Source organism: Paraglaciecola sp. IT1134, from assembly GCF_058068185.1.
Genome location: NZ_CM176486.1, coordinates 5,065,152 through 5,092,066, shown reverse-complemented (window position 1 = coordinate 5,092,066; position 26,915 = coordinate 5,065,152). Strand labels below are relative to the sequence as shown.

Genomic DNA, 26,915 nt, shown 5'->3' with positions numbered 1-26,915 from the left:
ATTAGGTGCTAGCCTGTTAGGCTGACACCAAATGTTGATGTAATGTATGCATTATAATGTGCCAAATTCTCGACTTAACACTGACACATTTTGGTTTTTATCTATAGCAAATACCGTCACCATAGCAAAAGTTGCATTATTGTACTTGGTTCGGGTACGCAATACGAAATGTGTGGTGGTGACGTCGAACCAGTCTTGTTGTTGTTGGGGCAGATTTAACGCACTAATGGCGCTATCCGCCAAGAAATCCGCCTTGGTTTTAAAACCTTCTTTGCCCCGATTGGCGACCACGTTTTGCGCAGCGGACATATCGCCTATGGCGGCGGCCAGCACGGCAACGTTATTTTCATCAATAGTATTGACGTTAATTATCAACTCACTGTTGCCAGGAATAACACAAACTACAGGTAGCAGCTCGCCGAACCAGGACATTTTCACCCCATTGACTAGGCGCAATTCTGAGTTATGCACCATCAACGCATTGGCGCTTAGGTAAGGAAATTGTCGGGATTCATATTCGCTGTCTTCAGCACCCTGGTTGCGCATACGATCGTCTGTATCCAGCCAATCAGCAAGAGAGTCGGTCAAGGTGTCGATATCATAGGTGGGTATGTCGCTGTCAACATTGCTCAACAGGCGTTTGAAGGCCTGTTCGTGCTCACTGGCTTGTGTCGTCGGTTGATTACCGGTTGCTGTAGTTTGCGGCTGCAGGGCGTTTAGATTAAAACAGGCATGCATATCGGATAATTGCGCCTCAATCCCTCCTCCGTCCAATGGATACACAAATTTTTCCGCCCAGGGTTGATTCAAATGGATCACGCCATCGCTGTTTTCTAATAAAAACTTGATCGACTTTTGCGCGTATTGCTCTGCACCCATGGCATACCAGTAAGCCTGATTGTTATCTTTGATGTTCGCTGCACGCTTTACCTGTAGTTGCAAACGTGAACCCATCTCTGTGGCCAGCACACTGACTATGGCTACTATTAATAGTACGATGATAAGTGCGACACCACCCTGCTTATGGGCAGTCATGCCCCCCCTCCGGCGAGCAAAAATTCGCGACGAATAAAGCCGAAATCTTTGCTGCTCAGCTCAATTGCCACTGCCTTGGGTAACACTGATCCGGCATAACTGTCCTGCCATACGCTTTCCCCAGCCTTTTCATCATCGGCAGCCAAAAAATAAACCCTAAAATCTTCGACATCTTCCAGCAATATCTTGATTTTAGGCTCATAGCCGATGACATTATCCAGATAGTTACCATAAAATCGCTGCAAGTTGCCTTCCTGCAGGCGATAACCTACGGCTTGCAGGGTGCTGCGGGGCAGCATAAATTGCGGATTGTGCCAACCTCCGTGCACAAATCCTAGGCCGTCGGCTTCGCTTTCAAACAGATCGGCGCCGCCGACCATGACCTGTTGGCTCATCTCGCCCTCAAGTCGCACTGCCCTGGGGGTGGCTTGTAATATGTCTCTTTCCAGGGTCAGCATAGCCCGCTGCAGACTTTCCAATTTTTCGAAACGCTCCGTGGATAATTCGTCACTATCGATGACGCTGGTTAACACTGACGTACTGGCCAACCCGATAAGGGTAAAAATGGCCATGGCAATCAGTATTTCCAGTAAGGTAAAGCCGTGGGCGGGAGAGTTTGGCTGAGCAGGTTTAGGCATCGGTAGACCGTTTGGCTACAAAACTCGTAACTGAAGTGATAGGTGCCGACTGATCCTCGCTTAAGGCCACGCTGACCTCAACGGAGAGCAAGTCTTTGTCAGTGGTTTTTAGCACTTTTTGCTGCCAGTACCAGGTGCGATCAGCCATTTTTTGCGAACCTTTCTGGTTATTTTTTGGTGGCCAGCTGGAGGTTAAATTCAGTTGGGTCAATTGATTATTGGCAACCCAAGTGGCAAAGGTAATCTCTTCTATCTGGCCGATGCTAGCCAGATGATCCCCCGCAGCTTTCATAATCGCAGTGGCGGTCATGGCGAAGATCACTAAGGCAACCATGACCTCAAGTAAGGTCATTCCCCCTTGATAAGATACGGGTTTCATAAAGTGTCCAGTGGGCCTTCTCGGAGCAAAGGCAGGGAATCCTGGGCATTGATGCGAAAATAAGACACCCGTTCAGCGCCAAATTCAGGCTCATAGGCAAATGTCATGGAAAAGGGGGTGATATCGCCACTGGATAACAGCAAGATCTGCGGAGGTGGTAGTTTTTTCTCTTCATCATCATCTATGCTGACGCCTTCATCACTGACCGACAATTCTGCGTCAAAGGAGCCTTCATTAAACAGACTGTCATCGGTGTCCCAGGGTAAATCATTAAGCAGCAGTTCGAAGCTGAATTCTTCCGGTAAAGTGTAGCTGGCAAACACCTTGTCCGTATCCAGCTGTTGCCATTGCTGCTCCTCATCGAGCACCATAAAGGCATATTGTTGTTTTTCCTGTTCCACCCGTAAACCCAATTGGCGCTGGTTTAATACCGCAAAATCCGCCGCCATGCTAAAGACCACTTGAAAGCGTTGTACCTGTTTTTTGAGACGCTCTTCGCCACTTTGGCCGGTGACATTAAATACCACCGTGCTTACCACCAGGCCCATAATCGCCAGCACTAACATGACTTCCAGCAGCGTAAAACCCGTGTTTTTTGCTCGCGTTTTGATGAGCGATTTGAGCATCAGACTGTTAGCCCAGGTAGTCGTTAAGGTTCCAATTGCCGATATCGTCATCCGTACCCGGTTCGCCATCCGGACCATTGGAGAAGATATCGATGACCCCCACTTCGCCAGGACTGAGTAATTGATAGGGGTTACCCCAGGGATCTTCGGGTAAACGTCTGATGAATCCACCCTCTTGGTAATTACGTGGAATGGGATCGATAGTCGGTACTGTGACCAGAGCTTCCAGGCCCTGTTCGCTGGTAGGAAACACGTTGTTGCGCAGTTTATACATCTCAAGGGCACTTTCCAGTTGTTGAATATCTACTGCGGCTTTTTTTAATTGTGCTTGCTCCTGATTGCCCAAAATGGACGGCGCAATCATCGAAGCCATGATGCCGATTATCAGCAGTACTACCATTACTTCTATTAAACTGAAGCCTTGTTGTTTGCGGTTTAGGGGTTTCATTACATATTCACCATATTGTTTAAAGCTAAAATAGGTTGCAAGATTGCCATCACGATGAACAGGACTATGCCCGCCATAGTGACGATTAACATAGGTTCAAACACCTTGAGCGAGACACTGACCAGGGATTCAAATTCCCGATCCTGGTTATCTGCCGCCCGCCCAAGCATCTGCTGCAGCTCGCCACTGCGCTCTCCTGACGCAATCATGTGCATCATCATGGGGGGAAACATTTTGGTTTTCTCCAGTGCAACGCGCAGGCTCGATCCTTCTTTTACATTGCCGGATGCTCCTTTGACCGCGTCACGAATATACAAGTTCTCCAATACATCACTGGAAATTTTCATGCTTTCCAGTAACGGCACCGCACTGGAGGTTAAAATGCTCAAGGTGCGGGCAAATCGAGCCGTATTGAGACCTTTTGATACTTTGCCCAGTAGAGGCAAACCTAAAATAAACTTGTGATAACGTTTTTTCATCACCGGCCGTTGCAGTAATTGCAGCACAAAAATGACGATGGCGATCAGGACCAAGATAAAAACCAGACCATAACTTTGCATCCATTCGCTAATATTAATCAAAACCTTAGTGATAGTAGGCAGATCCTGGCCCATATGCTCGAATTGGCCAACAATTTTTGGCACCACCACAGTGAGCAACAACAAAACTATGCCAAGAGCGAAGAACATCATCAGGGTGGGGTAAACCATGGCCTGGGTGATCTGGCTGCGGGTTTGTTGGCGCTTTTCGGTGTAATCGGCCAAACGATTAAGCACGGTATCCAAATGTCCAGATTTTTCACCTGCGGCGACCATGGCGCGAAATAACTCATCAAATATATGGGGGAATTCGCCCATGGCATCTGCCAAATTATGACCTTCTACTACCTTGCTGCGTACGGCCATCATCATGTTTTTCTGCCGGGGCTTCTCGGACTGCTCCGCCACAGCCAGTAACGCCTCTTCAATGGGGATCGAGGATTCAACCAGGATGGCGAGCTGACGGGTCAACAGGGCCAAATCAGAGGCGGATATTTTAGGTTTGAACAGGGAGAACTGGTTGGCAGATTTACGCTCTTTGTCTGCCACTTGTTCCACTTCCAGTGGGATCAAGCTTTGTTCGCGCAGCTGCTGGCGTATTTGTCTGGCGTTGTCGCCCTCCAATACACCGCTTTTATTTTTGCCGTTGCGGTCCATGGCTTTGTAAGTAAAAGCAGCCATTTATTCTTCCCGTGTTACGCGCAGCACTTCTTCCAGTGAGGTGACCCCGCTTAACACTTTATCGCAACCATCATCGCGAATACTGGGCGTGGTCTGGCGAATGTATTTTTCAATGGCCTGTTCACCATGACCGTTGTGGATCAATTCGCGTATGCCCTCATTTACTATCAACAACTCATGGATCCCGGTTCGTCCACGATACCCGGTTTGATTGCATGCGGCACAGCCTTTTGGGCTAAACATGGTATGGGGGATGTCAGGTAATCGTTTTGCGCCCAAAATAGCCAGTTCCTGATCATTGGGGGTATGGGGAATTTTACAATTTGGGCACAGGGTGCGCACCAGACGCTGGGACAGGACCGCGAGCAAACTGGAGGATAATAAAAAAGGTTCAATGCCCATGTCTTCCAAACGGGTGATCGCCCCGGCTGCGGTGTTGGTATGTAAAGTAGACATGACCAGGTGACCGGTTAAACTGGCTTGCACGCCAATTTGGGCGGTTTCCAGATCGCGGATCTCACCGACCATGACCACGTCTGGATCCTGGCGCAATATGGCCCGTAACCCACGGGCAAAGGTCATGTCGACCTTGGGATTGACCTGGGTTTGACCTATGCCTTGCAAATCGAACTCTATGGGATCCTCAACCGTTAAAATATTGCGATCCTTGGAGTTAATTTCGCTAAGACTGGCATATAAGGTGGTAGATTTACCTGAGCCTGTGGGGCCTGTGACTAAAATAATACCGTGGGGTTTGCGGATCAAACTGGACATATGCCCGCGGTTGGCCTTCGTCATCCCCAAGTCTTCCAAGTTCAAGCGTACATTATTTTTATCCAGTAGCCGCAACACGACCCGCTCGCCGTGACTCGAAGGCATGGTGGACACCCTGACGTCAACCGCCCGCCCGGCAATGCGCAAGGTAATACGCCCATCCTGGGGAACGCGTTTTTCGGCGATGTCCATTTTTGACATAACCTTGATCCGGGAAACCAACATTGAGGCCATTTTGCGATTGGGCCGTAAAATTTCCCGCAATACCCCATCGACCCGAAAACGCACCATCAGCTGGGTTTCGAAGGTTTCAATGTGAATATCCGACGCACCTTCTTTAATCGCTTCACCTAGCATGGCGTTGATTAATTTGATTATTGGGGCGTCATCTTCACTTTCTAGTAAATCTTCGGTATCGGGCAACTCTTCCGCCAAGGCAAACAAATCACTTTCATTGCCGATATCTTCCATCAATTGTTTGGCGGCCGATGAGTCACGTTGAAAAGCATTGGTCAGCAGTTTTTCGAATTGACCGATTTCGATTTCTTTGAGCTGAAATTCTTCCCCCAGAAAACGTCTGACTTCGGCGAAGATCAAAAAATTGGTTTCACTGGTGTGATATAATGCCGCCGGTTTTTCGCCTGTATCAAGTAACACCTTGTGGCGCTTGGCAAAACTAAAAGCCAGCTGCTTGTGCTCGGGCTCATCAATAGGCGCATCGAGATCTGCGCCCGCTTCTACCAGAGCTTGCTCTTCGGCGTCAACAGTACTGAGCCTATGGGGCGTCATAATTACTTTTGTTCCTTGTCTTTTTTCTGCATATATTCGTCGTATGACGGTGGCAAACTTAAACTCTCATCCCATTCGGGCAAGGCGGGTGTCTCTGAAAATGGCATCAGAGGGATACCCTCTGATTGGAGTTTGAGCTGCTCGGCACGAATGTAGTTATACTTGCGTTTACTGATGTCATTCATAGTGATCCCATCACGCACGATAGTTGGGCGGATAAAGACCATCAGATTACGTTTGGTTTTACTGGTCGTGGTGGATTTGAACAAGTTACCCAACAACGGAATATCCCCCAGAAAAGGCACCTTGGATACACTTTCCTGAACATCCTCATCAATAAGCCCTCCGAGCACTATCGTACCGCCATCATCGACAATAACAGTGGTTTTAATTTGACGTTTATTAATGAGTATATCCACGGCAGTGGCCCCGCTGATACTGGAGACTTCCTGTTCAATCAATAATTGTACTGCATCCCCCTCATTGATTTGCGGGGTGACCTTGAGTTTTATGCCCACCTCTTGACGTTCTACCGATTGGAAAGGATTAGCATTATTTGAACCTGTAGTGGAGCCGGTAATGATGGGAACTTCCTGACCGACGATAAAAAATGCCTCTTCGTTATCCAGGGTGGTCAAATGGGGAGTGGCAAGTACGTTGGAGTTAGTATCGGTACTGACGGCCTGTAATACCGCGCCCCAGCCGTCTTTTACTGCACCAACCAGAAATCCATTCACTCCCCCAAGTAAAGAAGCCAGGGCGGTAAAATCCCCGGGTGTTGTTGCATCAAACGAGTAGGGTTGGCCGTTATCATCAAAACCTGTGGTAGTGGTGGTGGTATCTGCGGCTTGTTCTGCCGCGACCGCTAGCTGGCCTATGCCAACGACGCCATTGTTAAATTGTTGCAAGCCAAATTTTTCGCTACCCCACTGCACACCCAAAGTGGTACCGTCGCCCTCAAATACTTCAACAATAATGGCCTCAACCTGAACCTGGGCACGGCGTATATCCAATTGGCGGATCACTTCTTCCAGAGAACGCATCATGTCCGGCTGGGCAGTGATCACCAAAGCATTGGAGTCTTCATGGGCATCAATACTGACTTCCCGGGTGGTACCTTTGCTGGTGCCCTTGGCCGACCCTTGTTCTTCGGCTTGAATACTGGCACTGACCCCTTGTAATACTTTGACCAGTTCGTCAGCCTTGGAATAATTGAGGAAGATAACCCGGGTATTGCCATTGGTTTCCAGCTCCTGATCCATGCGGGTGATCAAGTTAATGATACGTTTTCTGGCTTTGACATCACCACTGACAATAATGCTATTGGTTCTGTCATCTGCCACCGCTCTTGGTGCATCTTTGCCACCGCTATTGGCTTTGCCTGAAGACTTGTTGATGCTGTCGATAATACGCACCATTTCAGAGGCGGAGGCAAACTTTAGTTTGATGATCTCGACTTCTTCATCGCCGGCTTTATCGACTCGTTCGATGATTTCCACCAAACGATTGACCACTGCTGCCCGTCCGGTGAGCATCATCACGTTTGATGCATCATGGCTGACAACGTTGCCGCCGCCTGCCTGGTCGTTTAGCTGACGTAAGATAGGAGCCAGTTCGCGCACCGGCACATTATAAACCGGCATGACCCGGGTGATCATTTCATCACCGTCAAAGGGAGTGCCTTCGACCACCGGAATATTTGAGGTTTTGGCGTCTTTGGAACGCACAATTTTGACTATGCCACTGGGCATTTCCACGGCTGCATAACCGTATACCTGGAGGACGTTGAGGAAAAATTGGTAATATTGCTCCTCAGTCAACAAATCATAGCTGCGCACGGAAATTTTACCGCGCACGTTGGGGTCCACTATGATGGTTTTTTTCAGGTTTTTACCGACTATAGTGATAAATTCGCTAATTTCGGTATTTTTAAAATTGGGCGAATATTCCGCCGCAAAGACACTATTGCATACACAAAACAAAACGGCACCAGCGACTACTAACAAGCCCTTCACTACGTTTTGGCTCGTTCGCCTAATCAAATTCATTATCACAATTCCTGTTCAGCGTCGGGTAAGTCTAGATAAAGCGTCAGTAATTCATTGCCACGATTTACAGTGATTTGTAAGGACTGAGCCTGGCGCAATTCGCCCATGGCCTCGACTGACTGCTGCATATCGGTCAAATCCAATCCGTTTATTTCAGTGATTATATCACCTGTTTGCAAGCCGGCGGCGTTAAATAATGCAGGTTTATTGCCCGGGCTAACACGATAACCTCTAAGTTGGCCATCGGGGCGATGAGGTGCCACGGCGATGAAATCCGTAAAACTCGACGGCTGCTGCTGCAATGAGCGGGTAGTATCTAGTGCCTCGTCTGACAAAGTAACATGACGTTGTATGGGTTGTGCCGGGGAAATGGAGCGCATTGTTGTAGGGGAGGGCATGGGGCGGTTTTTTGACTGGGTTTTTTGGTAATCCAGACCATCCAGCATCAGGGTCTCGTTGATGCTATTATTTCGAATGATGACTCGATCGGCATAAACTTCTTTTAAGGTAGCGTTAGTACCCAAGATTTTCTCCCCCAAGCCATAGGTTTCCTGACTACCTTGATTTTCGATAATCGCCGCGCCCTGTGCTAGTTCTGAACTGGATACCACCCCGGTCAGGGTCAGATTCAATCTGGTTTGTGGTGCGTCTGTTACCTCGCTCTCCACCAGTGGTTGGGCAAGCAAATCGCCAAATAAATTCAGGCGTTTGATAGCCGCCAAGTCGAGCTGCTTCGCAGCCAGGTCTTGCCGGGCGCGTGTCGTTGTCACAGTGTCCGTTTTTACGGACATGTCTGAATCAGGCCAGATGCGCCAGGTTATCTCGGCCGCATAGGCCAATAAAAACAAGCTCAATACCGCAACAACCAGCCAGTTTATTTGCTGTTGATATTTAAGTAATTGGGGCCATATATGATTGAAGTTGTAGTTCGTGACTGTCATGGTCTCAGGGTCGGGCATCAATTTAATTGTCACCAATGATAGCGAGTCGGTCAAGGGGTCACAACTCTATTCAGATTTCTTTACGAAAATATTACAAATTGGTCAATGTTATGCAAAATTCTAAAAATTCTGTTGTAGAAAAAAGTGTTCGCCTGGACAAGTGGTTATGGGCCGCACGCTTTTACAAAACCCGTGCCTTGGCCAGAGAGGCCGTGCAGTCCGGTAAAGTTCAGTATAGTGGACAGCGCTGTAAACCAGGTAAGCTAGTAGAGCTTGGCGCACAGTTAAAAGTTCCCCAAGGCTACGACGTAAAAGAAATAATAGTGCTAGCCTTAGCTCAGCAGCGGCGCGGCGCGGAACAAGCACAATTGCTTTATCAGGAGAGTGAACAAAGTATTACTCAACGGCTAAAAAATACTGAGGCCCGTAAACTTGGGGCACTGTATAATCCTAAACCCGATCATCGCCCTGATAAAAAACAGCGCCGACAAATTATTCAATTAAAACAGCAGTAAGTATTTGTGATTTCAACGAGAATTTATTATGTCATTTGATCAACTCCACCGTTATATTTTTAATCAAACCCATGTCCGTGGTGAATTAGTACGTCTAGAACACAGCTATCAAGCTATTCTGAATTCCTATCATTATCCACCCGTCTTGCAGCGTCTGTTAGGGGAGTTGATGGCGGCGGCCAGTCTGCTCAGCGCCACCTTAAAATTTGAAGGTGAAATAGCGCTACAACTGCAAAGTGAGGGGCCGCTAAAATATGCAGTGATTAATGGTACCCATGAACAGCAACTCAGAGGCGTGGCCCGCTGGGATGAGAGCCTGGAATTACCCGATGACTTCCCCAGCTTGTTCGAAAAAGGCGTACTGGTGATCACTATTACGCCCAAAGAAGGTAAACGTTACCAGGGTATGGTAGCGCTGGATCAGGACTCACTCGCCCAGTGTATCGAACGTTATTTTCAACAGTCGGAGCAGTTGGCAACCAAGGTTATTTTACGTTCCCAGCAACCTGCATCCGGTGCCAAAGCCTGCGGCATGTTATTGCAAGTACTACCTACCAGCAGTGCCGCCACTGTCACCGCAGATACCAGCTTTGAGCATTTAGTGCAATTGACCGAAACCATACAGGATGAGGAGCTGTTTACTCTGGAGGTAGAAGATATTTTATACCGTTTGTACCATCAGGAAGATGTGGAGGTTTTTCCAGCGACCCCTGTTGAATTTAAATGTAGCTGCAGTCGCGAGCGAAGTGCCAATGCCTTAGCTGCCGTGGATAAACAGGAATTATTGGATATTGTTGCCCAAGAAGGGGCGGTCAAGATGGATTGTCAGTATTGCCATAGCGAATACCGTTTCGATGGCATAGACGTTGAAACAATCCATGCAGGAACCTTCTCCAGCGCGAGCACGCCCAAGAGAACCCAGTAAACTCGATCAATGATCTTTATGAGGAATATAGACGCTGGCGATCAAACCACCATCCGGGTGATTTTTTAACACCACTTTGCCAGCATGCATGTCTACTATGCGCTTGATGATCGCCAGACCCAAACCAGAACCCAGGCTACCCCGGGCTTTATCACCTTGGGTGAAAGGGCGAAATAAGCTTTCAACCTGTTGTTCATCAATGCCCGGGCCAAAGTCTCGGACTGAGAAAAATACCTGTTTGTGAACTTTGTCATAACCTGAATGAATGACTATGTCATCACTGCCGTAACGAAAGGCGTTTTCTAGCAAATTCTCCAGTACACGTTTTAACGCGACTCGGCGGATCCAGATGGCGGGAATGGGTTGCAAAGTTAGCTGGATGTTGTGGTGTTCTTCTATGTTGCGGGCTTGTACCGCATCCTTAATCAGGTCGTTGATATCTGTGTTTTCCAGAGGCTCCTGCTGATCCTGGCGCACGTAATTGATGAACTGATCGATTATTTCGTTCATATCTTCGATGTCATGCACTATGCCATCTTTTATCCAGTCCTGGCCATCCGGTAACATTTCTGTGGCCAAACGAATGCGGGTCAAAGGGGTGCGTAAATCATGGGAAATGCCGGCCGTTAGCAAAGCCCTGTCATCCTCTAGTTGTTTGATGCCTTTGGACATCTGGTTAAAGGCCTGGGTCACCGCCATCAACTCGCTGGAGCCCTGCTCTTTTAACGGCGCCGGCACATTACCCCGGCCCACTTCAATGGCCGCGTGTTGCAGGGCCTGCAAGGGTTTATTCAAACGCCGCACGAATATCCAGCCCCCTGCGACGCTGAGTATGCCGATGACCAACAAATAAATAGTTAAAGGTGAAATATCAGCTTCGCCCCGCCCCAGCATGGGGATAGTGATCCAGAGGTTGGGGTCCTGGGGGGGCTTAACCCAGACCAGGTAGGGGTTGCCTGGAGTGATACGCACTTCGGCTTCGCCTTGCAATTTGCTGGACATTTGCCGGGATAAATAGGGATAAAACGTGGCTTGCTCAACCCCTTCACGTTTTGCCTGTTTTGCGTTAAGTACCTTTATACCAGTGGCCTGAAAAAAACGCTGGTGTAATTCCGGATCTCTGTGATCTATTTCATCTAGAAACATCAGGTTGATTTGGGTGGCCAACAAGCTGTTGATCTGCTGATAACTTGGACGGATAAAATAATAGGTAACGGATAAGTAGGACACCACCTGATTGATCAATAACAACATACCAATCAGCAGTACAGTCTGGCCAAATGCGCTTTTAGGAAGGAATCTCACAATTTGCGACTAGCCTGCACCTTCACCATCTGGCACAAATACATACCCCAGACCCCAGACCGTTTGAATATAACGCGGATTGGCGGGGTCTTCTTCTAACATGCGGCGTAAGCGAGAGACCTGCACATCTATACTGCGTTCCAGCGCGCTGTAATCTCGACCGCGAGCCAGGTTCATCAACTTATCTCTGGACAAGGGCGCACGGGGATGAGTAACCAGGGACTTTAATACCGCGAATTCGCCGCTGGTTAGCGTCATAGGCACATTATCTGCCGTCATCTCCCTGGTGCCCAGATTTAATTTAAATTTACCAAATTCAACTATTTGTTCAGCCTGCGAAGGAGCGCCTGGGGCCTCAATCGTCTTGCGGCGCAATACGGCCTTGGCGCGGGCTAATAACTCTCTGGGATTGAAGGGTTTAGGTAAATAATCATCCGCACCCATTTCAAGGCCTATAATGCGATCGACTTCGTCCCCTTTAGCCGTGAGCATAATGATCGGAATTTGATTTTCTTTTTGGCGTAAACGGCGACAAATAGACAGACCATCTTCTCCCGGCAGCATCAGATCAAGCACCATCAAGTGAAAATTTTCACGCTCGAGCAATCTGTCCATTTGTTCCGAATTGGCCGCAGCACGCACTTGATAACCTTGTTCAACCAGATAACGTTCCAGCAAGCTGCGCAAACGCATATCGTCATCTACAACCAAGATTTTGGTGGTTTCTTGTCCCATGAGAGTCTCCCTAAGTCACTTTTAATTTACTATAAGTGAAACCCTGGTAATTCCAAAGCTTACAATTCTGCTCATGCCTGCTGGTTTGTTACAAAGTTTGTCGTTTTATCCCGCAAAGCTATAAGTAAATGTGAATTGGGCTTGACCGGGACAGAGGGCTTGCTTATAAATAGTCTTCGTTTTTACCGCAAAGAAGCCTGCATGTCTGTAAAACATCCAATTATTGCTATCACCGGTTCGTCCGGTGCCGGTACCACATCAACAACTAATGCTATTCGCCATATTTTCAGGAATTTATCGGTGGATGCAGCCGTGGTGGCCGGTGACAGTTTTCATCGTTTTACACGACCCGAAATGGAAGTAGAAATCCGCAAGGCCCAGGAACAGGGCCGTCATATCAGTTATTTTGGCCCCAAAGCCAATGACTTTGTGATGCTCGAACAGCTATTTAGAGAATACGCAGAAACCGGTAGAGGTCAGCATCGTCAATATTTGCACAGCTTCGACGAGGCCGTGCCGTTTAACCAGATGCCAGGTACTTTTACCCCTTGGCAGGATTTACCGGGCAATACCGATGTTTTATTTTATGAAGGTTTACACGGCGGCGTGGCGACCGAAGAGGCAGACGTGGCCAAACATGTAGACTTGTTAGTCGGCATGGTACCCATAGTCAACCTAGAATGGATCCAGAAAATTGTCCGGGATACCACTGACAGGGGACATTCCCGGGAAGCGGTAATGAGTAGCATAGTGCGCAGCCTGGACGATTATTTTCAGTATATAACACCACAATTTTCCCGTACCCATGTTAACTTCCAGCGCGTACCAACTGTGGATACCTCCAATCCCTTTAGTGCCCGTGAAATTCCCAGTCAGGATGAAAGTTTTGTCGTGGTGCGTTTTCGTCGTGAAATGAAAACGGTTAATTATCCATATTTACTGCAGATGATCGAAGGTGCCTTTATGTCTCGCATCAATACTATAGTGGTACCGGGTGGCAAGATGGGTTTAGCCATGGAATTGATCCTGACGCCTTTATTGGAAGAACTGCTGGATAAAAAACGGCGTGCGGGTTTCCAAATGGATTGGGTAACAGATAAATAACATTATCGAGCAGTTTATCAGCACGTCGAATATGGCGTTATGATCTTTGTCGTCTTTTAAACATCAATTATTTCAGGTTATTACCCTATGTATAACAACACAGCTTCGAACTCGCTTTTACCCCCATCTTTTATCGAACTGCTGAGTACCTTGATGCGCAATCCTAGTGTGGTAGGGGCCGAACATTCATTTTTCAGGGTCTTACAACGGGAACTGGAAGAAAGAGGGGCAAAGGTGACTTGGTATGAAGGTTTACTTGTTGCCCAGGGCAATCAGCCAGACAGTATGATGTTTTCGGCGCATATTGACCGTCACGGTTTAATTTGTACCGGCCCTAATGAATTTCAATATGCAGCTTTTGTTGCTGGGGCGAGGTCTGATTTATTGGGTAATTCGGTCAGTGAAAGCTTAATGCAGAAAATAGTCGACCGTTTCGACGATGAGCCGGTTTATGCCTATGAACCCTGGTCTGGGGCCTACCGAGGACGCGGAGTGATAAAAGGTGCTTATGTTTGCGAATATCGCAATAACCTTATCTTTAGCGTGGATGGCTTGGAACATGTCGTGGCCGGTACCCCGGTAGCCTTCACCGATAAACTTAAAGTCACGCAAAAGGCTCTGGTGGGGCAGCTTGACAATATTCTAAGCACCGCTGCCTTGGTGTACTTATTTGAACAAGGGTTTCAGGGAACCGCCTTTTTTACCGCCCAGGAAGAAGCGGGCAAGAGCTGGCGTTATTTACTTGAATGGTTCAGACGTTTTGGCGGCTCTACCAACCAACTGGTGGTGGTGGATACCAGCCCCTATCCCGATTTCCCCACTGCTGGGCAACAACATCTAGTTTTGCGCCACAAAGATGCCAACGCTACATTTAATGCGCCATTAACTGACCGTTTAGTGTCATTGTGTCAAAAACTCGAACTGAGCTATCAATTCAAAGATAGTTATGTGGAAGCACAAAACGCACTTCTGATTAGTAAAGGCGAACAAGCTAATTCTTTAGGTGCCACGGAATTAGGGCGGATCATCGCGGCTTCCAATGGCCTGGTGGACGGTACCACTTTGCAAATTCCGTCTTCCGGGTATCACACTATGCAGGAATCGGCACCCTTGACTTCGGTGGCCGGATTTTTAACGATGTTATCGGCGTTATCCTCGGGACAAATTTAATATAGGCACCCAGCCACGCCAAGATGCGTGGCTGGGGTGTACCTGATAGGTTAATTTAGAGCTTATCTAATGCCTGATAACCTTCGCTGGCTAATTCTTCATTCACGCAATCGAGCATAAATTGCTCGCGGCTTTTGTTCCCTGTTCCGTCTTCAGCTGCTACTTCTGTGCAATACTGTTTAAGTTCGGCTATCAACGCGGCATCGGCAACGTCACCCTCATCTGCAGTAGCAGCAAATAATGTTAGTGAAAAAAACAATCCTAGTATAAATTTCATGTATTCCTCGCGGATTTCACATTGGCCTTGTAACATAGTAACAACATTATCTTGCACCGCACATCATGTGCAATTAGCGATTTTTTACGCCTCTTTTTTGTACATGTCAAGGGAATAACCAACTGTGGATTTGCCAATTCTCAGGGCATAAATTAATTGCTAACGAGTGTTAAAAAGTGTTGAAAAAAACTGACTTAAGCCTATATTGCGCACTAATTGATATGCCCAGGCCGCCCTTTCCGATGTAGCAAGCATAACTGATTGATTAACATGTTTATTTTGCTTGGCTTGGGCTAATATTAGCGTGCTATAAAGTGTCCGGATTGCCAGGTTCTTTTATTAGTGGAGCGTATTTAAAATGTTTAAAACTATAGTGGTAGTTGATGATACTGATGGTTTTCCTGAATTACAGGCCAGTGTCATTGATTTTGACCAATATTTAGCGGATTACCCCAAGGTCGGTGAACCAAAAACCCGTATCATTAACCTGTGTGACACAGATAGATATTTGAGTCAGGGTTATTATTGTTCTCTACTGGCAGAGGCCCGCCAACACAAGGTGTTACCCAGTGTAAATACCATCAACGATCTGAGCGCTTCGTTAACGGATCAAAACGATGTGACCACCCATGTGCCTAAATATATGAGCGCCGAACTCTACACCCATTTGGGCGATGATTTGCCGACAGATATATTGGTATTTTTTGGCTGGACAGAAAACGAAAAGTATAAACGCATTGCCAAACATGTTTTTGAGCGTTTTCCCGCTCCTATCTTAAAACTGACCTTTGGCCAAGATGAAAAAGGTGTGAGTGTGCAGCCGATGGCATTGGGTGTGCGCGAGATTGATCCGGCATTATGGCCCCTATTTGCCGAGCGTCTCGAACACTTTACCCAGAAATACTGGCGCAGTCGTAGTAACAAAAAGCGTTTTCGTTGGGACATGGCTATTTTAGTCAACCCGGATGAAAAAACTGCACCCAGTGATAACAAGGCAATTCAAAACTTTGTCAAGGCAGCAGAACAGGTAGGCATTAATGCCGAAGTGATTACGGCCAAACAAGGCCCGATGATCAGTCAGTTTGATGCGCTGTTTATTCGTGAGACAACAGCCATAAATCATCACACTTACCAACTTGCTCGCAAAGGAGAACAAGAAGGTTTGGAAGTAATTGATGATGCCACTTCTATTTTACGCTGTTGTAACAAAGTCTTTCTGCACGATGCTTTTAGTTACAACAAAGTACCCTCGCCGAAAAGCCAGTTTGTTTCCAATGCCAGCGTGCAAACTTGTGAGCGATTAGAAACCGAATTTGACTACCCTATGGTACTCAAATTACCAGAAAGTTCGTTTTCAATTGGTGTATTTAAAGTCGAAAATTTGGTCGAACTGAAACTAAAACTGGCAGATATGTTGCAACAATCGGCCCTGGTGTTAGTGCAGGAATTTGTTTTCACCGAATATGACTGGCGCATAGGTGTACTTAATGGCAGAGCCATATATGCGTGCCGTTATTTCATGGCGCGTAACCACTGGCAGATTTATAACCACAGCTCGAAAAAACACTTTTCCGGTGATTTTGAGACGTTGCCAACCTTTGAAGTTCCCAAACCTGTGTTAGACGCAGCAGTTAAAGCCAGCGCCATAGTGGGCAAAAGTTTATATGGGGTGGATATTAAACAGGTCAACAATCAGGTATACGTGATTGAAGTTAATGACAACCCTAGCCTGGAATCCAAAGTTGAAGATCTGTATTTAGGCAAAGAATTATACATGGTGATCATGCAAGAGTTTGCTAATCGCTTAGAGTTAAGAGGTAAATAAAATGTACGGCAAGCCAGAAGCGGGCATTCCCTACAGCCAGATTGATTCCCTGCAACTGCGGCCAGCAAAAGACTGCGATTTGGACCAGCTAGTGGTATTGGAGAATGCCAGTTTTGAATCTGATCGCTTAAGTCAGCGGCGATTTAAACATTGGCTTAAAGCTAGTGAGTCACACAGGGTGTTTTTAGTTGCGACCCAAGACGAAAAACTATTGGCTTACGGTTTGGTCATAATGCGTAAAGGCACGCGCTTGGCCAGGCTGTACTCCATCGCCGTCAGTGATGAAACACGTGGATTGGGCATAGGTCGAAAATTGCTGGTTGCTCTTGAACAGCAGACTTTGGTGCAAGGTAAATTATTTATTCGTTTGGAAGTGGCCAGCACTAACCAGGCGGCTGTACATCTCTATGAATCCCTGGGGTATCGCACGTTTGGTACCTATGCGAATTATTATCAGGGCACTATTGATGCCCTGCGCATGCAAAAGCCTATCCGTCAGAGCTTGTCCTTACGTTTGCTGCCGCCTTATCCCTGGTATCAGCAGACTACGGAGTTTACTTGTGGACCCTCGTCTTTGATGATGGCCATGGCTGGTTTGAATAGTGATATCAAGATGTCACAATCATTGGAGCTGGATATTTGGCGACAGGCCACCACTATCTTTATGACATCAGGACACGGTGGCTGTCATCCAATTGGTTTGGCCTTGGCCGCTCACCAGCGTGAATTTGAGGTGAGTGTTTACGTTAACAGTAAGGACCCTCTATTTATTGACGGAGTGCGCAGTGAACACAAGAAACACATCATGCAAGCGGTTGATGAGCAATTCGTACAACAAGCCAAGGCTCAGGGAATCAAAATTATTTATACAGACCCCCCATTAGCCGATTTAAGGCGTGAATTGAGTCAGGGCGCGGCAGTGATTAGCTTGATCAGCACCTATCAGTTAGATGGTAAAAAAATACCACATTGGGTGACGGTTACCCATATAGATGATGACTGTTTGTATCTGCATGATCCGGATCCTGATGATTTACATCCCCAGGCCATGGACTGTCAACATATCCCTATCGCCCAGGAGGACTTCTTTAGTATGTCGGCCTTTGGCAAAAATAAGTTGCGCACTGCGGTAGTGATCAAACCCAAAGTGGCCAAACCTAAGATTATCCTATCTGGGGCTTAGTCGGCGCTTGATATTTTGTCCTTAGTGCCCAATATAAATTAGAAGGAAGGTTAGCCGCTGTATAGCAGCGTATTACGTTGTGCAAAATGGGCAGTGTCAAATACATGATAAAAGTCAAGTTTACTCAGCCTGATGTACAGATGAAGGTTTTAGCCTGCTAAGAAAAAACAGTATATTGATCTAATAATCATAAACTTACACGGGCAGTAACATTAATTTTTACTTGTGCCGATGATTATTCGTAATTAGCCGCAATTTTTGTGATATTTTATCCTTGATAAACAGATTATTTGCCAAGTGAATTGGAGCCAAGTGCTTAGACTACGGTAGGGTTCGAGCGACTTAGATTTGGTTGCTACCGAGTGAAAAATATTAGCTAGTGAATAAAAATTACCCATAAACTGTTCAGTCAGTTTGCTTTACCAAAAGGAATACATGTGTCTCAAGTTTTATTAGTGGATGATGACATTGAGTTTACTGAAGTAGCCAAAAGTATCATCGAATTTCTTGACCATGATGTCGAAGTAGCCAACTGTTTAGAAGACGCCTACAAGTGTCTTGATATGCAGGCGTTTGACCATATTTTACTCGATTTCATGCTGCCAGATGGCAGCGCCCTGCACCTTATCGATAAATTAAATAAAGTTGAAAAAGTGCCTTTTGTGACCTTGATCACAGGCCATCCAGCGGTGAAAAATATTATCGCAGGTATGTGCGGGCCCAAGGTTAATTATTTGGTTAAACCCCTGCAGCGAGAAGACCTGGAACAGGTGTTATCGGGCAAACCCAAGGTGATTAAAAAGACCAGCATCTCAGCGATAGAAAAACATTTTGGCTGTCTGGTTGGTGAATCAGCGCCCATGCAGGAATTGTACGAGATGATTGGCCGGGTCGGGAAAACTGCTGCCAATGTGATGTTAATGGGCGAAAGTGGCGTAGGTAAAGAGGTGGTGGCTCAGGCTATTCATACCGCCAGTCGTACCGAAGGGCCATTGGTGGCAACAAACTGTGGGGCCTTTTCACGGGAATTAATCGGAAGTGAATTGTTTGGTCACGAAAAGGGTTCATTTACCGGTGCGGTCGGACGTAAGTTAGGTGTTTTTGAACAAGCTATCGGTGGCACCTTATTTCTAGATGAGATCACTGAAATGCCCCTTGAGATGCAACCTAATCTGTTGCGGGTGCTTGAAAGTAAACGTGTTACCCGGGTCGGGGCAGTCAAAGATACGCCGGTTGACTGTCGGGTCATTTCGGCGACTAACCGCACCATAGATGAGTTAGCCGAAAGCAAAGTATTGCGCGAAGATATTTATTTCCGCCTGGCGGTATTCCCTATAACTATTCCGCCTTTGCGGGAGCGTACCGGTGATATTCCGTTATTGGCCATTGCCTTTGTGGAAGAGTTAAATAATGAAAACGGCACACAATTCACCTGGCAAGAACAGCAACTGGCAAAATTAAAGGAGTATTCGTGGCCGGGTAATATTCGTGAATTACGCCACGCCGTGCATCGTGCCTTTATCATGAGCGATCCATCCAGTAAAGTGATTACCTTGCCAAATAGCTTCGAGTCACCATTTTCAAAAAATAGACAACCTAAAAACAATGTCTCAGCAGGACAAACCATCGATGACGTGGAAAAGGAACTGATTAGGGTGACACTTGAGAAGGTTGAGGGCAATAAAACCCTGGCCGCCGAGATGTTGGGCATTAGCACAAAAACCTTATACAACCGACTGAATGCCTGGGGAAACCAGGCTTAGAGGTAATTTATGTACGAGTCACAAGGCGAAGGAAACACCCCAGTTAATACCTTAATTCATGATATACGTAATCCCCTGAATCGCATATCGATGCAGGCGGAAATGGTCAAACTTGTATTAGAACATGATATGCCCAAAGAAAAGGCCCTAGACGCATTAGACAAAATTCTGGTGGCTTGCCAGGACAGCAGCGCTGCACTGCAGGTATTGGCTGAACACTATTATGCTGAATAAGCAGGATGCGGCTATAAAACACAATTAAACTATGGAAACTGACCTTATACATAAGGGTGTGCATGCAGCGTAACAGATTGTTTGGAAATACTACCGCCACATGGATAGCCATTTCAGTATTGGTGGTAGCCCTCATTGGTATCAATTTAGCCATCGCCTTAAATACGGTCAATAAACTCAGTGGCGTGCAATTAAGTTTGGATAAAACCGCGGATACAATAGTACGTTTAAATAATCTGCATTTGTCGATAGTCGTTGCCGAATCAGGGCAGCGAGGCTATTTGCTAACCGAATATGAAGAGTACCTGGCACCCTATAACGAAGCGCTGCAAGGATTGGACGAGCAAATCGCCAGTGTTGAAGAGATCCAGTCCGAAATCGAAGGGCAGGATAACAAGATAAACAGTTTATTGCTGCTGGTGAATGATAAAGTGCATGAGTTGATCACTACGGTAAAGCTCGCGTTAACTGAAAAGGAAAATAGAGCAATAAAGCAGGTTATGACCAATAGGGGGCGCAACCTGTATCGCGAAATACGCAAAAACTTTAAAGACATTATTCAGATTGAATTCGCACACCGACAGCAGCTTTTTAATGAATTACGACGGGTTCAGCGTGATGCAAAAGTAAACTTTGGAGTGTCTGCTATTATCAGTGGCCTATTGGTGATAGGCATGTTTCTGATGGCCCGCAAAAACTTACTGGCCAGCGCCAAAAATCAGGACAAACTGGAAGAGCAAAATGCGTCATTGACAGAAAAGGTTGCCCAGCGCACCCAGGAGCTGACCATCTATGCCGATGAACTATCACGCAGTAATCGGGAGTTGGAAGACTTCGCTTTTGTAGCATCTCATGATTTACAGGAGCCTTTACGCAAAATTCAGGCGTTTAGCAACAGATTAACCACTATGTATGCCGACAAGCTGGATGAAAAAGGCTTGGATTATATTCAGCGCATGACGGCAGCAGCTTTAAGAATGTCTAATTTAATCAATGATTTATTGGATTTTTCCCGGATTACTACCCGGGGTAAAGATTTTGTTAAGGTTGATTTAAACACTGCTTTGCAACAGGTTTTGGGTGATCTCGAAATTGCTATAAAAGAGAGTGATGCCCAAATCAATATTGCTCAATTGCCCAAAATTAGCGCCGATCCGAGCCAAATATATCAGTTGTTTATTAACGTGTTATCCAACGCATTGAAATTCCGTAAGCCAGATCAGGCCCCATGCCTCAGCGTGAGCTGCGATTACGTGATGGTAAAAGATGAACTATTGGATCTGGATGTGCCAAGTTATCAGATTAAGATCACGGATAACGGCATCGGTTTTGAGCAAACTTACGCAGATAAGATTTTTTCGCCTTTTCAACGCCTGCATGGCCGCTCTGAATACAAAGGTACGGGTATTGGCCTGGCAGTGTGTCGCCGCATAGTCGAGCGCCATGGCGGAACGATTTCTGCACAAAGTGCACTAGGTGAAGGTGCAACATTTACCATAACGTTGCCAGTGGCGGCTGTTGTTAACAAATACATGGGAGAATTGAGTGGTATATAGCAAAGCTAAACCCATCGTCATTTTAATGGCTGATGATGATGAAGACGACCGCATGTTAGCAGAGGATGCCCTGCGGGAAAGTCGAGTATTGAATGAACTTCACTGTGTGGAGGACGGTGTAGAGCTGCTGAATTATCTGCGCCGCGAAGGGAAGTATGCCGATAAGAGTGACTCGCCACGACCAGGACTCATTCTGCTGGATTTAAATATGCCACGTATGGATGGTCGTGAAGCATTGCAAAATATTAAAGCGGACCCTGACTTACGCAGTATTCCTATTGTGATTTTAACCACCTCAATTCAAGAAGAAGATATGGTCAAAGGTTATGATCTGGGAGCGGCATCCTATATTACTAAACCCGTTACTTTTGAAGGGCTGGTGGCATTAATGCGTGCGCTGGGTAATTACTGGGTCGAATTTGTCGAATTACCAGTTAAAGACGATTAGTGACAAGAGCGTAACCCAATATTATGGCAAATATTACTCCCCGATTGTTGTTAGTCGAAGATGACGAAGATGACTACATTCTGACCTGTGATTATCTTGAGCAACTCACGACGCACAAATTTGCAATCGATTGGGTAACCAATCAGAACGATGCCCTGGCAGAAATGGCCAAAAATTGTCACGACATATGTTTACTGGATTATCAACTTGGGGCAGAAAACGGTCTCACCGTACTCAAATGCGGCATTGAAGCTGGGTTTACCTCTCCGATTATTATGCTAACCGGACAAGCTGATGAGAAGGTCGATATGGCTGCTCTTGATGCAGGGGCCGTGGATTATCTAATCAAAAGCGAATTAAGCGGTACCCGTTTTGCCCGCTCCATTCGGTATGCCTTGGCCAGACGTGAAATTGAAAAAGAGCGGGTAGATAGATTAAAAGCTGAAGCGGAAAATCGCTCAAAAGACCGCTTTCTAGCTCACTTGAGCCATGAGTTACGTACTCCCTTAACTTCTATTTTAGGTTACACCGAATTGTTGATGGATTCTGAGCTCGGCCGGGGAGCCAGAACTGAACTGGGTATAGTGCTCAATAATAGTAAACACTTACTTAGTTTGTTGAATAATATGTTGGATTTGTCGAAAATTGCAGCGGATAAACTTGAACTGAATATCACCGAAGTGAGCCTGGACAGTTTGATTGCCGACGTGTACGCCCTGATGCGTGTGGCGGCAGATAACAAGGGTCTGGCGCTGACGATTAGCTCTGAGTCACCTTTGCCCCTGCAAATATATACAGATGAAACACGCTTACGCCAGGTGTTAATCAACCTGATCAGTAATGCCATCAAATTTACCGAGAAAGGCAATATCACGGTCAGATTGTGGATGCAGCAAAACAGTGCCTGCCACTTATTGTATTTCGACGTATCTGACACCGGTATAGGGATCCCCGAAGACAAGCGCTCCAGTGTATTCAAACCCTTTGAGCAAGTGGCGGATGTGGTGTCCCGTCACCAAGGAGGTAGTGGTCTTGGGCTTGCCATCTGTACTGAGCTGATAGCCAAAATGGGCGGAGCAATAGAGCTTCACTCTGAGTTTGGCGCCGGGAGTTGTTTCACTGCGCATATTGCGACGGGAGACGTGAGTCAAGTCAGACATGAGGCCCTAACCTTTGATGCAAAACCCCTAAATGCGAATGTCACCGAGACCCTATTCTACAGCGGTAAAGTGCTGGTAGTAGATGATGTCAACGATATTCGTTTGTTGGTCGGTCACCTGGTCTCTGCTACAGGCCTTGCAGTTGAATATGCTAAAAATGGTCTTGAGGCCCTCGACCGCGTAAAAGCAGCCGTGTTGGACCAGCAGCCTTATGACTTGGTACTGATTGATATCCACATGCCCGTCATGGATGGCACTACAGCTATTAAACATATCCGGGAAGAAAGTTTCAATGGCCCTGTAGTGGCAATGACAGCGGCGACCATGAAAGGTGTGCGTAACGAATTGATAGAGCAGGGTTTTGACAAAGTATTGGAAAAGCCCATTAATAATGATGCGCTCATCTCAGTATTAAAAAACTATATGCAAGTTCCGCATTTGGAAGCAGAAAAAAAACCCGTGCCAGACACCACTGAGAGTTGTCATTATTTGTTAGTGGAAGATGATCGAGATGCTGCTGATATAACCGCACTACTGTTGCAAAAACTCGGTGTGAAAGTGCAAGTAGCCAACACGGGTCAGCAATGCCTGGAATTGTTTGCTCAGCGCTCTGATTGGACTAAGGTGCTACTAGACTTACATCTACCGGATATCAATGGTTTTGCGTTAGCCAAACAATTACGTCAGCAAAATACGAATTTGAATATAGTGATTTTGAGTGGCGAACAGCCAGAAGAGGGGAAACTTCAGGAGGCCGGGATTAATACATTTTTGCTAAAGCCAATCAACCGACAAATACTTTCCGAGCTAGTCAATAGCGACTGATCTGCACTGTAGGGTTTGAGTTAAAGGCCTGACTTAAAATGTAGAGAAGTCCGCCGGAACCAAGATATTAGCAGTATCAAGAGGTTTAAGATTAATTTAAGCCCCGGTTCCAGCGGAAGGTGGATCAGTTGAGTTCGTTAAAGGCTTTTTGCGTCTCTTCTTTACTCATACCGTATTTTTCCTGCATTTTACCGTGAAACTTTTCGTATTTACCGTCGATCTGTTTGACGTCATCGTCGGTAAGCTTCCCGTATTTCTCTTTTACCGAGCCAGTTAGCTGGTCCCACTTACCTTTCGCAATATCACTGTTCATATGCTTCTCCTGTGCGTTGAATTAGCGGTTTTGCTTGAACTGCCTGCATACCTTTTAAGTAATGCCCAGTTCTTAATGCTATAGCTATACCAACTTTCTAAATTATTGATAAGTAAGGGTATAAATATAATTAGTAGGCTGTTTGTGACAACTGCTGAGTAAAATTTACAAAGGTGATTAGAAACAATTTCAACATAATGCTGGCAGCTAAATCTGTTTTGACTTAGGGGCGATAAGACCCCAAAGTCAAAAAACGCTGTAGGTTATGAGGCGGAGTCGGTGTCAGAGCTGGGCTTAACAAACCTGTGTAGTAGAGTGGGTAATAAGGTGGTGTCGGTAATCAAAGCCAACAACATCGCCAAACACGTCAATAAACCGAACAATATACTGGGTACAAAATCCGAGAAGCTTAATAACGAGAAGCCCAGGGCTATTATGGTTGTCGTATACAAAAGAGCATAACCTACACTATTAAACGTACGTTGGACCGCCTGTGTAGCATCTGTGGATTTGAGCTCTTTAAGGTAGCGGTGCACAAAATGGATGGTGTCATCCACTGCTATTCCCATGGCTATGGCAGCAATGGTAATCGTCATTAAATCCAGGGCGATGCCTAACCAGCCCATCACGCCCAGTATCATTAAGGTGGTCAGTATATTGGGTAATACGGCAATCAGGGCGACCTTGATAGAACGAAAGATAGCAAATAACACTAATGTTAGGGCTAGGTAAACCAAGCCAAGCGTCATGATTTGCGAGGTAAAGAGGCGCTGTAGTATGTCTTGATAGAGCACAAAGAGGTTGGTTAGAGAATAACTGTCTTCTTTGAGGCCCAAGGTGTTGAGATCTTGACGTAAGGTTTGTAAAAACTCAGCGCGGTTAAAATTTGCTGTGCTGTCTTTAATCCTCGTGCTGATGCGTAGTTGCTGGGATTGAGGATCAAAGTAGGCACCTAATAGTTGCTCGGTGAGAGATTCATCGAGCAGCTTGTAAATTACCGTGAGCTCATACTCGGTTAACGGTCTGCCTTGGTTAATTTGTTTGGCAAGCTCGGTAAAATTCACCACTGAGGTAATATTCCCGGTGGCCTCATATTGACGCATGACATGCTGGATTTTTTGCAAGCTTTGCACGGCTTTGGCACTCAGCACCAGATCGGTTTTCTGTTCGTTGGCAGGAATGGTATAAACTAAATCCAGCGGTGTAGAGCCACCAAACTCACGGTCTATAAATTCCAGTTCTTTGCGCACCTGGGTCGATTCTTTGAAATAATTCAGGAAGCTATTTTCTACGTCCAGTTTTAAGATCCCAGCTACAGATACGCCTGTGACTAACAATGTCAAAATGATAATCAGAGCCGGAAACTGCAAGGTGAAGTGACTTATTGAGGATATGAGCCATTGACTCGCTCGGCTTGAATAGCTCTCGCTACCACGGCTAAATAATGCCAGAACGGCTGGAAACAGCACCAGACTGACCAATATGGATACAGCCATGGCTACCATCATCATCCACCCAAAACTGACTACAGGTTGGATGCCACTGAACAATAGGGAAGCAAATCCAACTGAGGTGGTTAATCCTGCATAGAGACAAGGATTAAATTTATTGCAAAAGGTTTGGCGCAGCAGATCAACATGCCCGGCATCTTGATCCTTAGCTTCAAGCTGGCGGAATTCGACTATAAGATGCACGACTACTGCTAACGTAAGGATTAACTGTAGAGCGATGAAGTTTGATGAAATAACGGTAGTGCGCATGTCCAGCAAGCCAAAAATACCAATGGTGATCAGCACACTTAAGGCGCAACACAACAGGGGCAGAACAACCCAGCGAATTTTTCTAAACAGTACAAATAACAGCAGACAGATGGCTAGTCCTATGGCGCTACCAAAAATAACCAGGTCATTTTGAATTATATCGATCATCTGCTGACCGAGTACGTAGGCTCCGCCTAAGTACAGGTTAGCATCGTCTTCATAAGCCGAGATTATTTGATAAATCTGCTCTATTTCCTGTTGCCTCAGCAAGGTGAGTTGCTCTTCTATCGGATCGGCTTGGGCCTTGAGGAATTCTATTTTCGCCTGTTCTTCCTCATTTAGCTCATCGTTTAGAAGCTTCTTTTGAATATCGATAATTTGGTCTTGGATGGCGCGTAATTGCTGATTTGGCTTAAACAAAATCTGCATAGCAGTTGCGGTTTGCTTACCGTTAACCAGTAAGTCAGTAAACAAGGGATGATCCTTAAATACTTCCTGCATTTTTTGTGGGGAGTAATGTTTGGCATTCCATGACAACTCGTCCGGCTTGATGTCGGGATCCAGAGCGCCAGACAAAGACAGTAGCGGAACGTTTAAGATATTGGTCACGGCACTAACCCTGGTCAACTTACTAAATTGTGCCGATATTTTTTGAATGTCGCTAAAGGACTTATCGCTAAACAAGGGGTGAGCTTTAGGCTCATAAGCGACCAAAATAAATTCCTGAGGTGCGAAGCGCTTATTCATGATCTGGGTATTAATATACAATTTATTGTTTTTGAGCAATAAAGTGTCGGCGGATGCATCGATCTTGAATTGCTGAGCTGCCCACAACGCCACGCCCCCAGCAAGGGCAAATATTAACAAGATAAGTTTAGCGTTATGAATAATAAAGTTAGCTAGGCGGTTGGTCATGGAT

25 protein-coding genes are annotated in these 26,915 nt (G+C 46.2%); 11 read left to right on the top strand and 14 right to left on the bottom strand.

What is annotated here, in order from left to right; translation table 11 throughout:
- Positions 1–51 precede the first annotated feature (51 nt).
- The 9 genes from gspK to gspC all read right to left on the bottom strand — a co-directional run bounded on the left by gspK (position 52) and on the right by gspC (position 8,898).
- Positions 52–1,035, bottom strand: a complete 984-nt coding sequence (gene gspK / locus AC3RV5_RS22300; protein WP_489729752.1) for a type II secretion system minor pseudopilin GspK — start codon at positions 1,033–1,035, stop codon at positions 52–54.
- Positions 1,032–1,673: a type II secretion system minor pseudopilin GspJ gene (gene gspJ / locus AC3RV5_RS22295; protein WP_489729751.1), complete on the bottom strand. Its 642-nt coding sequence runs from the start codon at positions 1,671–1,673 to the stop codon at positions 1,032–1,034. The genes gspK and gspJ overlap by 4 nt, the downstream gene beginning before the upstream one ends.
- Entirely contained in the window at positions 1,666–2,052 is a 387-nt protein-coding gene (gene gspI / locus AC3RV5_RS22290; RefSeq protein WP_489729750.1) for a type II secretion system minor pseudopilin GspI, read from the bottom strand. The genes gspJ and gspI overlap by 8 nt, the downstream gene beginning before the upstream one ends.
- Positions 2,049–2,618 (bottom strand): type II secretion system minor pseudopilin GspH, encoded by a 570-nt coding sequence (gene gspH / locus AC3RV5_RS22285; RefSeq protein ID WP_489732235.1) that lies wholly within the window; start codon positions 2,616–2,618, stop codon positions 2,049–2,051. Before gspH ends, gspI begins: the two co-directional genes overlap by 4 nt.
- 67 nt (positions 2,619–2,685) lie before the next feature.
- Complete coding sequence (gene gspG / locus AC3RV5_RS22280) at positions 2,686–3,126, bottom strand: type II secretion system major pseudopilin GspG (protein ID WP_489729749.1); 441 nt, start codon at positions 3,124–3,126, stop codon at positions 2,686–2,688.
- The gene (gene gspF, locus AC3RV5_RS22275) at positions 3,126–4,346 is read right to left on the bottom strand and encodes a type II secretion system inner membrane protein GspF (protein WP_489729748.1); all 1,221 of its coding nucleotides are present in this window, start codon (positions 4,344–4,346) and stop codon (positions 3,126–3,128) included. Before gspF ends, gspG begins: the two co-directional genes overlap by 1 nt.
- Positions 4,347–5,909 carry a type II secretion system ATPase GspE gene (gspE, locus tag AC3RV5_RS22270; RefSeq protein ID WP_489729747.1) on the bottom strand — a complete coding sequence of 521 codons (1,563 nt, stop codon included), beginning with the start codon at positions 5,907–5,909 and terminating at the stop codon, positions 4,347–4,349.
- Positions 5,910–5,911: 2 nt separating this feature from the next.
- Positions 5,912–7,957 (bottom strand): type II secretion system secretin GspD, encoded by a 2,046-nt coding sequence (gene gspD / locus AC3RV5_RS22265; protein WP_489729746.1) that lies wholly within the window; start codon positions 7,955–7,957, stop codon positions 5,912–5,914.
- Between the two features lie 2 nt (positions 7,958–7,959).
- Positions 7,960–8,898: a type II secretion system protein GspC gene (gene gspC, locus AC3RV5_RS22260; RefSeq protein WP_489732234.1), complete on the bottom strand. Its 939-nt coding sequence runs from the start codon at positions 8,896–8,898 to the stop codon at positions 7,960–7,962.
- Positions 8,899–9,008: 110 nt separating this feature from the next.
- Here gspC and hslR point away from each other — a divergent pair, with 110 nt between their 5' ends.
- Both hslR and hslO read left to right on the top strand, forming a co-directional pair.
- Complete coding sequence (gene hslR / locus AC3RV5_RS22255) at positions 9,009–9,413, top strand: ribosome-associated heat shock protein Hsp15 (RefSeq protein ID WP_489729745.1); 405 nt, start codon at positions 9,009–9,011, stop codon at positions 9,411–9,413.
- A 28-nt stretch (positions 9,414–9,441) separates the two neighbouring features.
- Positions 9,442–10,338, top strand: a complete 897-nt coding sequence (gene hslO, locus AC3RV5_RS22250; protein ID WP_489729744.1) for an Hsp33 family molecular chaperone HslO — start codon at positions 9,442–9,444, stop codon at positions 10,336–10,338.
- A gap of 6 nt (positions 10,339–10,344) precedes the next feature.
- Here the strand turns inward: hslO and envZ are convergent, their stop codons facing one another.
- On the bottom strand, positions 10,345–11,643 hold the full coding sequence (envZ, locus tag AC3RV5_RS22245) for a two-component system sensor histidine kinase EnvZ (RefSeq protein WP_489729743.1): 1,299 nt from the start codon (positions 11,641–11,643) through the stop codon (positions 10,345–10,347).
- Positions 11,644–11,652: 9 nt separating this feature from the next.
- Complete coding sequence (ompR, locus tag AC3RV5_RS22240) at positions 11,653–12,378, bottom strand: osmolarity response regulator transcription factor OmpR (protein ID WP_489729742.1); 726 nt, start codon at positions 12,376–12,378, stop codon at positions 11,653–11,655.
- A gap of 201 nt (positions 12,379–12,579) precedes the next feature.
- Between ompR and AC3RV5_RS22235 the strand changes: the two genes are divergently transcribed.
- Positions 12,580–13,482, top strand: coding sequence for a phosphoribulokinase (locus AC3RV5_RS22235; RefSeq protein ID WP_489729741.1), 903 nt, complete (start codon positions 12,580–12,582; stop codon positions 13,480–13,482).
- Positions 13,483–13,569: 87 nt separating this feature from the next.
- The gene (locus AC3RV5_RS22230) at positions 13,570–14,652 is read left to right on the top strand and encodes a peptidase M42 (protein ID WP_489729740.1); all 1,083 of its coding nucleotides are present in this window, start codon (positions 13,570–13,572) and stop codon (positions 14,650–14,652) included.
- 55 nt (positions 14,653–14,707) lie between these two features.
- Here AC3RV5_RS22230 and AC3RV5_RS22225 read toward each other — a convergent pair whose 3' ends face one another.
- Positions 14,708–14,929 carry a hypothetical protein gene (locus AC3RV5_RS22225; RefSeq protein WP_489729739.1) on the bottom strand — a complete coding sequence of 74 codons (222 nt, stop codon included), beginning with the start codon at positions 14,927–14,929 and terminating at the stop codon, positions 14,708–14,710.
- Positions 14,930–15,287: 358 nt separating this feature from the next.
- Between AC3RV5_RS22225 and AC3RV5_RS22220 the strand changes: the two genes are divergently transcribed.
- The 7 genes from AC3RV5_RS22220 (at position 15,288) to AC3RV5_RS22190 (ending at position 23,923) form a co-directional block, all read left to right on the top strand.
- Complete coding sequence (locus tag AC3RV5_RS22220) at positions 15,288–16,754, top strand: RimK family ATP-grasp domain-containing protein (protein WP_489729738.1); 1,467 nt, start codon at positions 15,288–15,290, stop codon at positions 16,752–16,754.
- 1 nt (position 16,755) lies between these two features.
- Entirely contained in the window at positions 16,756–17,937 is a 1,182-nt protein-coding gene (locus AC3RV5_RS22215; protein WP_489729737.1) for a peptidase C39 family protein, read from the top strand.
- A 437-nt stretch (positions 17,938–18,374) separates the two neighbouring features.
- The gene (locus tag AC3RV5_RS22210) at positions 18,375–19,700 is read left to right on the top strand and encodes a sigma-54-dependent transcriptional regulator (RefSeq protein WP_489729736.1); all 1,326 of its coding nucleotides are present in this window, start codon (positions 18,375–18,377) and stop codon (positions 19,698–19,700) included.
- 9 nt (positions 19,701–19,709) lie between these two features.
- The gene (locus AC3RV5_RS22205) at positions 19,710–19,934 is read left to right on the top strand and encodes a histidine kinase (RefSeq protein ID WP_489729735.1); all 225 of its coding nucleotides are present in this window, start codon (positions 19,710–19,712) and stop codon (positions 19,932–19,934) included.
- Between the two features lie 62 nt (positions 19,935–19,996).
- Positions 19,997–21,490, top strand: a complete 1,494-nt coding sequence (locus AC3RV5_RS22200) for a sensor histidine kinase (RefSeq protein WP_489729734.1) — start codon at positions 19,997–19,999, stop codon at positions 21,488–21,490.
- On the top strand, positions 21,480–21,938 hold the full coding sequence (locus AC3RV5_RS22195) for a response regulator (RefSeq protein WP_489729733.1): 459 nt from the start codon (positions 21,480–21,482) through the stop codon (positions 21,936–21,938). Before AC3RV5_RS22200 ends, AC3RV5_RS22195 begins: the two co-directional genes overlap by 11 nt.
- Before the next feature lie 23 nt (positions 21,939–21,961).
- Positions 21,962–23,923, top strand: a complete 1,962-nt coding sequence (locus tag AC3RV5_RS22190) for a response regulator (RefSeq protein ID WP_489729732.1) — start codon at positions 21,962–21,964, stop codon at positions 23,921–23,923.
- A 124-nt stretch (positions 23,924–24,047) separates the two neighbouring features.
- Here AC3RV5_RS22190 and AC3RV5_RS22185 read toward each other — a convergent pair whose 3' ends face one another.
- Together AC3RV5_RS22185 and AC3RV5_RS22180 are read right to left on the bottom strand one after the other, a co-directional pair.
- Entirely contained in the window at positions 24,048–24,236 is a 189-nt protein-coding gene (locus AC3RV5_RS22185; protein WP_489729731.1) for a CsbD family protein, read from the bottom strand.
- 263 nt (positions 24,237–24,499) lie between these two features.
- Positions 24,500–26,911 (bottom strand): efflux RND transporter permease subunit, encoded by a 2,412-nt coding sequence (locus AC3RV5_RS22180; RefSeq protein ID WP_489729730.1) that lies wholly within the window; start codon positions 26,909–26,911, stop codon positions 24,500–24,502.
- Between the last annotated feature and the right edge of the window lie 4 nt (positions 26,912–26,915).

What these genes read in the sequence shown, in the direction of transcription:
- AC3RV5_RS22180 (WP_489729730.1), bottom strand. Translation starts at nt 26,911, where the DNA reads ATGACCAACCGCCTAGCTAACTTTATTATTCATAACGCTAAACTTATC.
- AC3RV5_RS22220 (WP_489729738.1), top strand. Translation starts at nt 15,288, where the DNA reads ATGTTTAAAACTATAGTGGTAGTTGATGATACTGATGGTTTTCCTGAA.
- gspJ (WP_489729751.1), bottom strand. Translation starts at nt 1,673, where the DNA reads ATGCCTAAACCTGCTCAGCCAAACTCTCCCGCCCACGGCTTTACCTTA.
- AC3RV5_RS22200 (WP_489729734.1), top strand. Translation starts at nt 19,997, where the DNA reads ATGCAGCGTAACAGATTGTTTGGAAATACTACCGCCACATGGATAGCC.
- gspK (WP_489729752.1), bottom strand. Translation starts at nt 1,035, where the DNA reads ATGACTGCCCATAAGCAGGGTGGTGTCGCACTTATCATCGTACTATTA.
- gspC (WP_489732234.1), bottom strand. Translation starts at nt 8,898, where the DNA reads ATGACAGTCACGAACTACAACTTCAATCATATATGGCCCCAATTACTT.
- gspE (WP_489729747.1), bottom strand. Translation starts at nt 5,909, where the DNA reads ATGACGCCCCATAGGCTCAGTACTGTTGACGCCGAAGAGCAAGCTCTG.
- hslO (WP_489729744.1), top strand. Translation starts at nt 9,442, where the DNA reads ATGTCATTTGATCAACTCCACCGTTATATTTTTAATCAAACCCATGTC.
- AC3RV5_RS22230 (WP_489729740.1), top strand. Translation starts at nt 13,570, where the DNA reads ATGTATAACAACACAGCTTCGAACTCGCTTTTACCCCCATCTTTTATC.
- AC3RV5_RS22185 (WP_489729731.1), bottom strand. Translation starts at nt 24,236, where the DNA reads ATGAACAGTGATATTGCGAAAGGTAAGTGGGACCAGCTAACTGGCTCG.
- AC3RV5_RS22205 (WP_489729735.1), top strand. Translation starts at nt 19,710, where the DNA reads ATGTACGAGTCACAAGGCGAAGGAAACACCCCAGTTAATACCTTAATT.
- gspD (WP_489729746.1), bottom strand. Translation starts at nt 7,957, where the DNA reads ATGAATTTGATTAGGCGAACGAGCCAAAACGTAGTGAAGGGCTTGTTA.
- AC3RV5_RS22225 (WP_489729739.1), bottom strand. Translation starts at nt 14,929, where the DNA reads ATGAAATTTATACTAGGATTGTTTTTTTCACTAACATTATTTGCTGCT.
- gspH (WP_489732235.1), bottom strand. Translation starts at nt 2,618, where the DNA reads ATGTTAGTGCTGGCGATTATGGGCCTGGTGGTAAGCACGGTGGTATTT.
- hslR (WP_489729745.1), top strand. Translation starts at nt 9,009, where the DNA reads ATGCAAAATTCTAAAAATTCTGTTGTAGAAAAAAGTGTTCGCCTGGAC.
- gspG (WP_489729749.1), bottom strand. Translation starts at nt 3,126, where the DNA reads ATGAAACCCCTAAACCGCAAACAACAAGGCTTCAGTTTAATAGAAGTA.
- AC3RV5_RS22235 (WP_489729741.1), top strand. Translation starts at nt 12,580, where the DNA reads ATGTCTGTAAAACATCCAATTATTGCTATCACCGGTTCGTCCGGTGCC.
- gspI (WP_489729750.1), bottom strand. Translation starts at nt 2,052, where the DNA reads ATGAAACCCGTATCTTATCAAGGGGGAATGACCTTACTTGAGGTCATG.
- AC3RV5_RS22215 (WP_489729737.1), top strand. Translation starts at nt 16,756, where the DNA reads ATGTACGGCAAGCCAGAAGCGGGCATTCCCTACAGCCAGATTGATTCC.
- ompR (WP_489729742.1), bottom strand. Translation starts at nt 12,378, where the DNA reads ATGGGACAAGAAACCACCAAAATCTTGGTTGTAGATGACGATATGCGT.
- AC3RV5_RS22190 (WP_489729732.1), top strand. Translation starts at nt 21,962, where the DNA reads ATGGCAAATATTACTCCCCGATTGTTGTTAGTCGAAGATGACGAAGAT.
- gspF (WP_489729748.1), bottom strand. Translation starts at nt 4,346, where the DNA reads ATGGCTGCTTTTACTTACAAAGCCATGGACCGCAACGGCAAAAATAAA.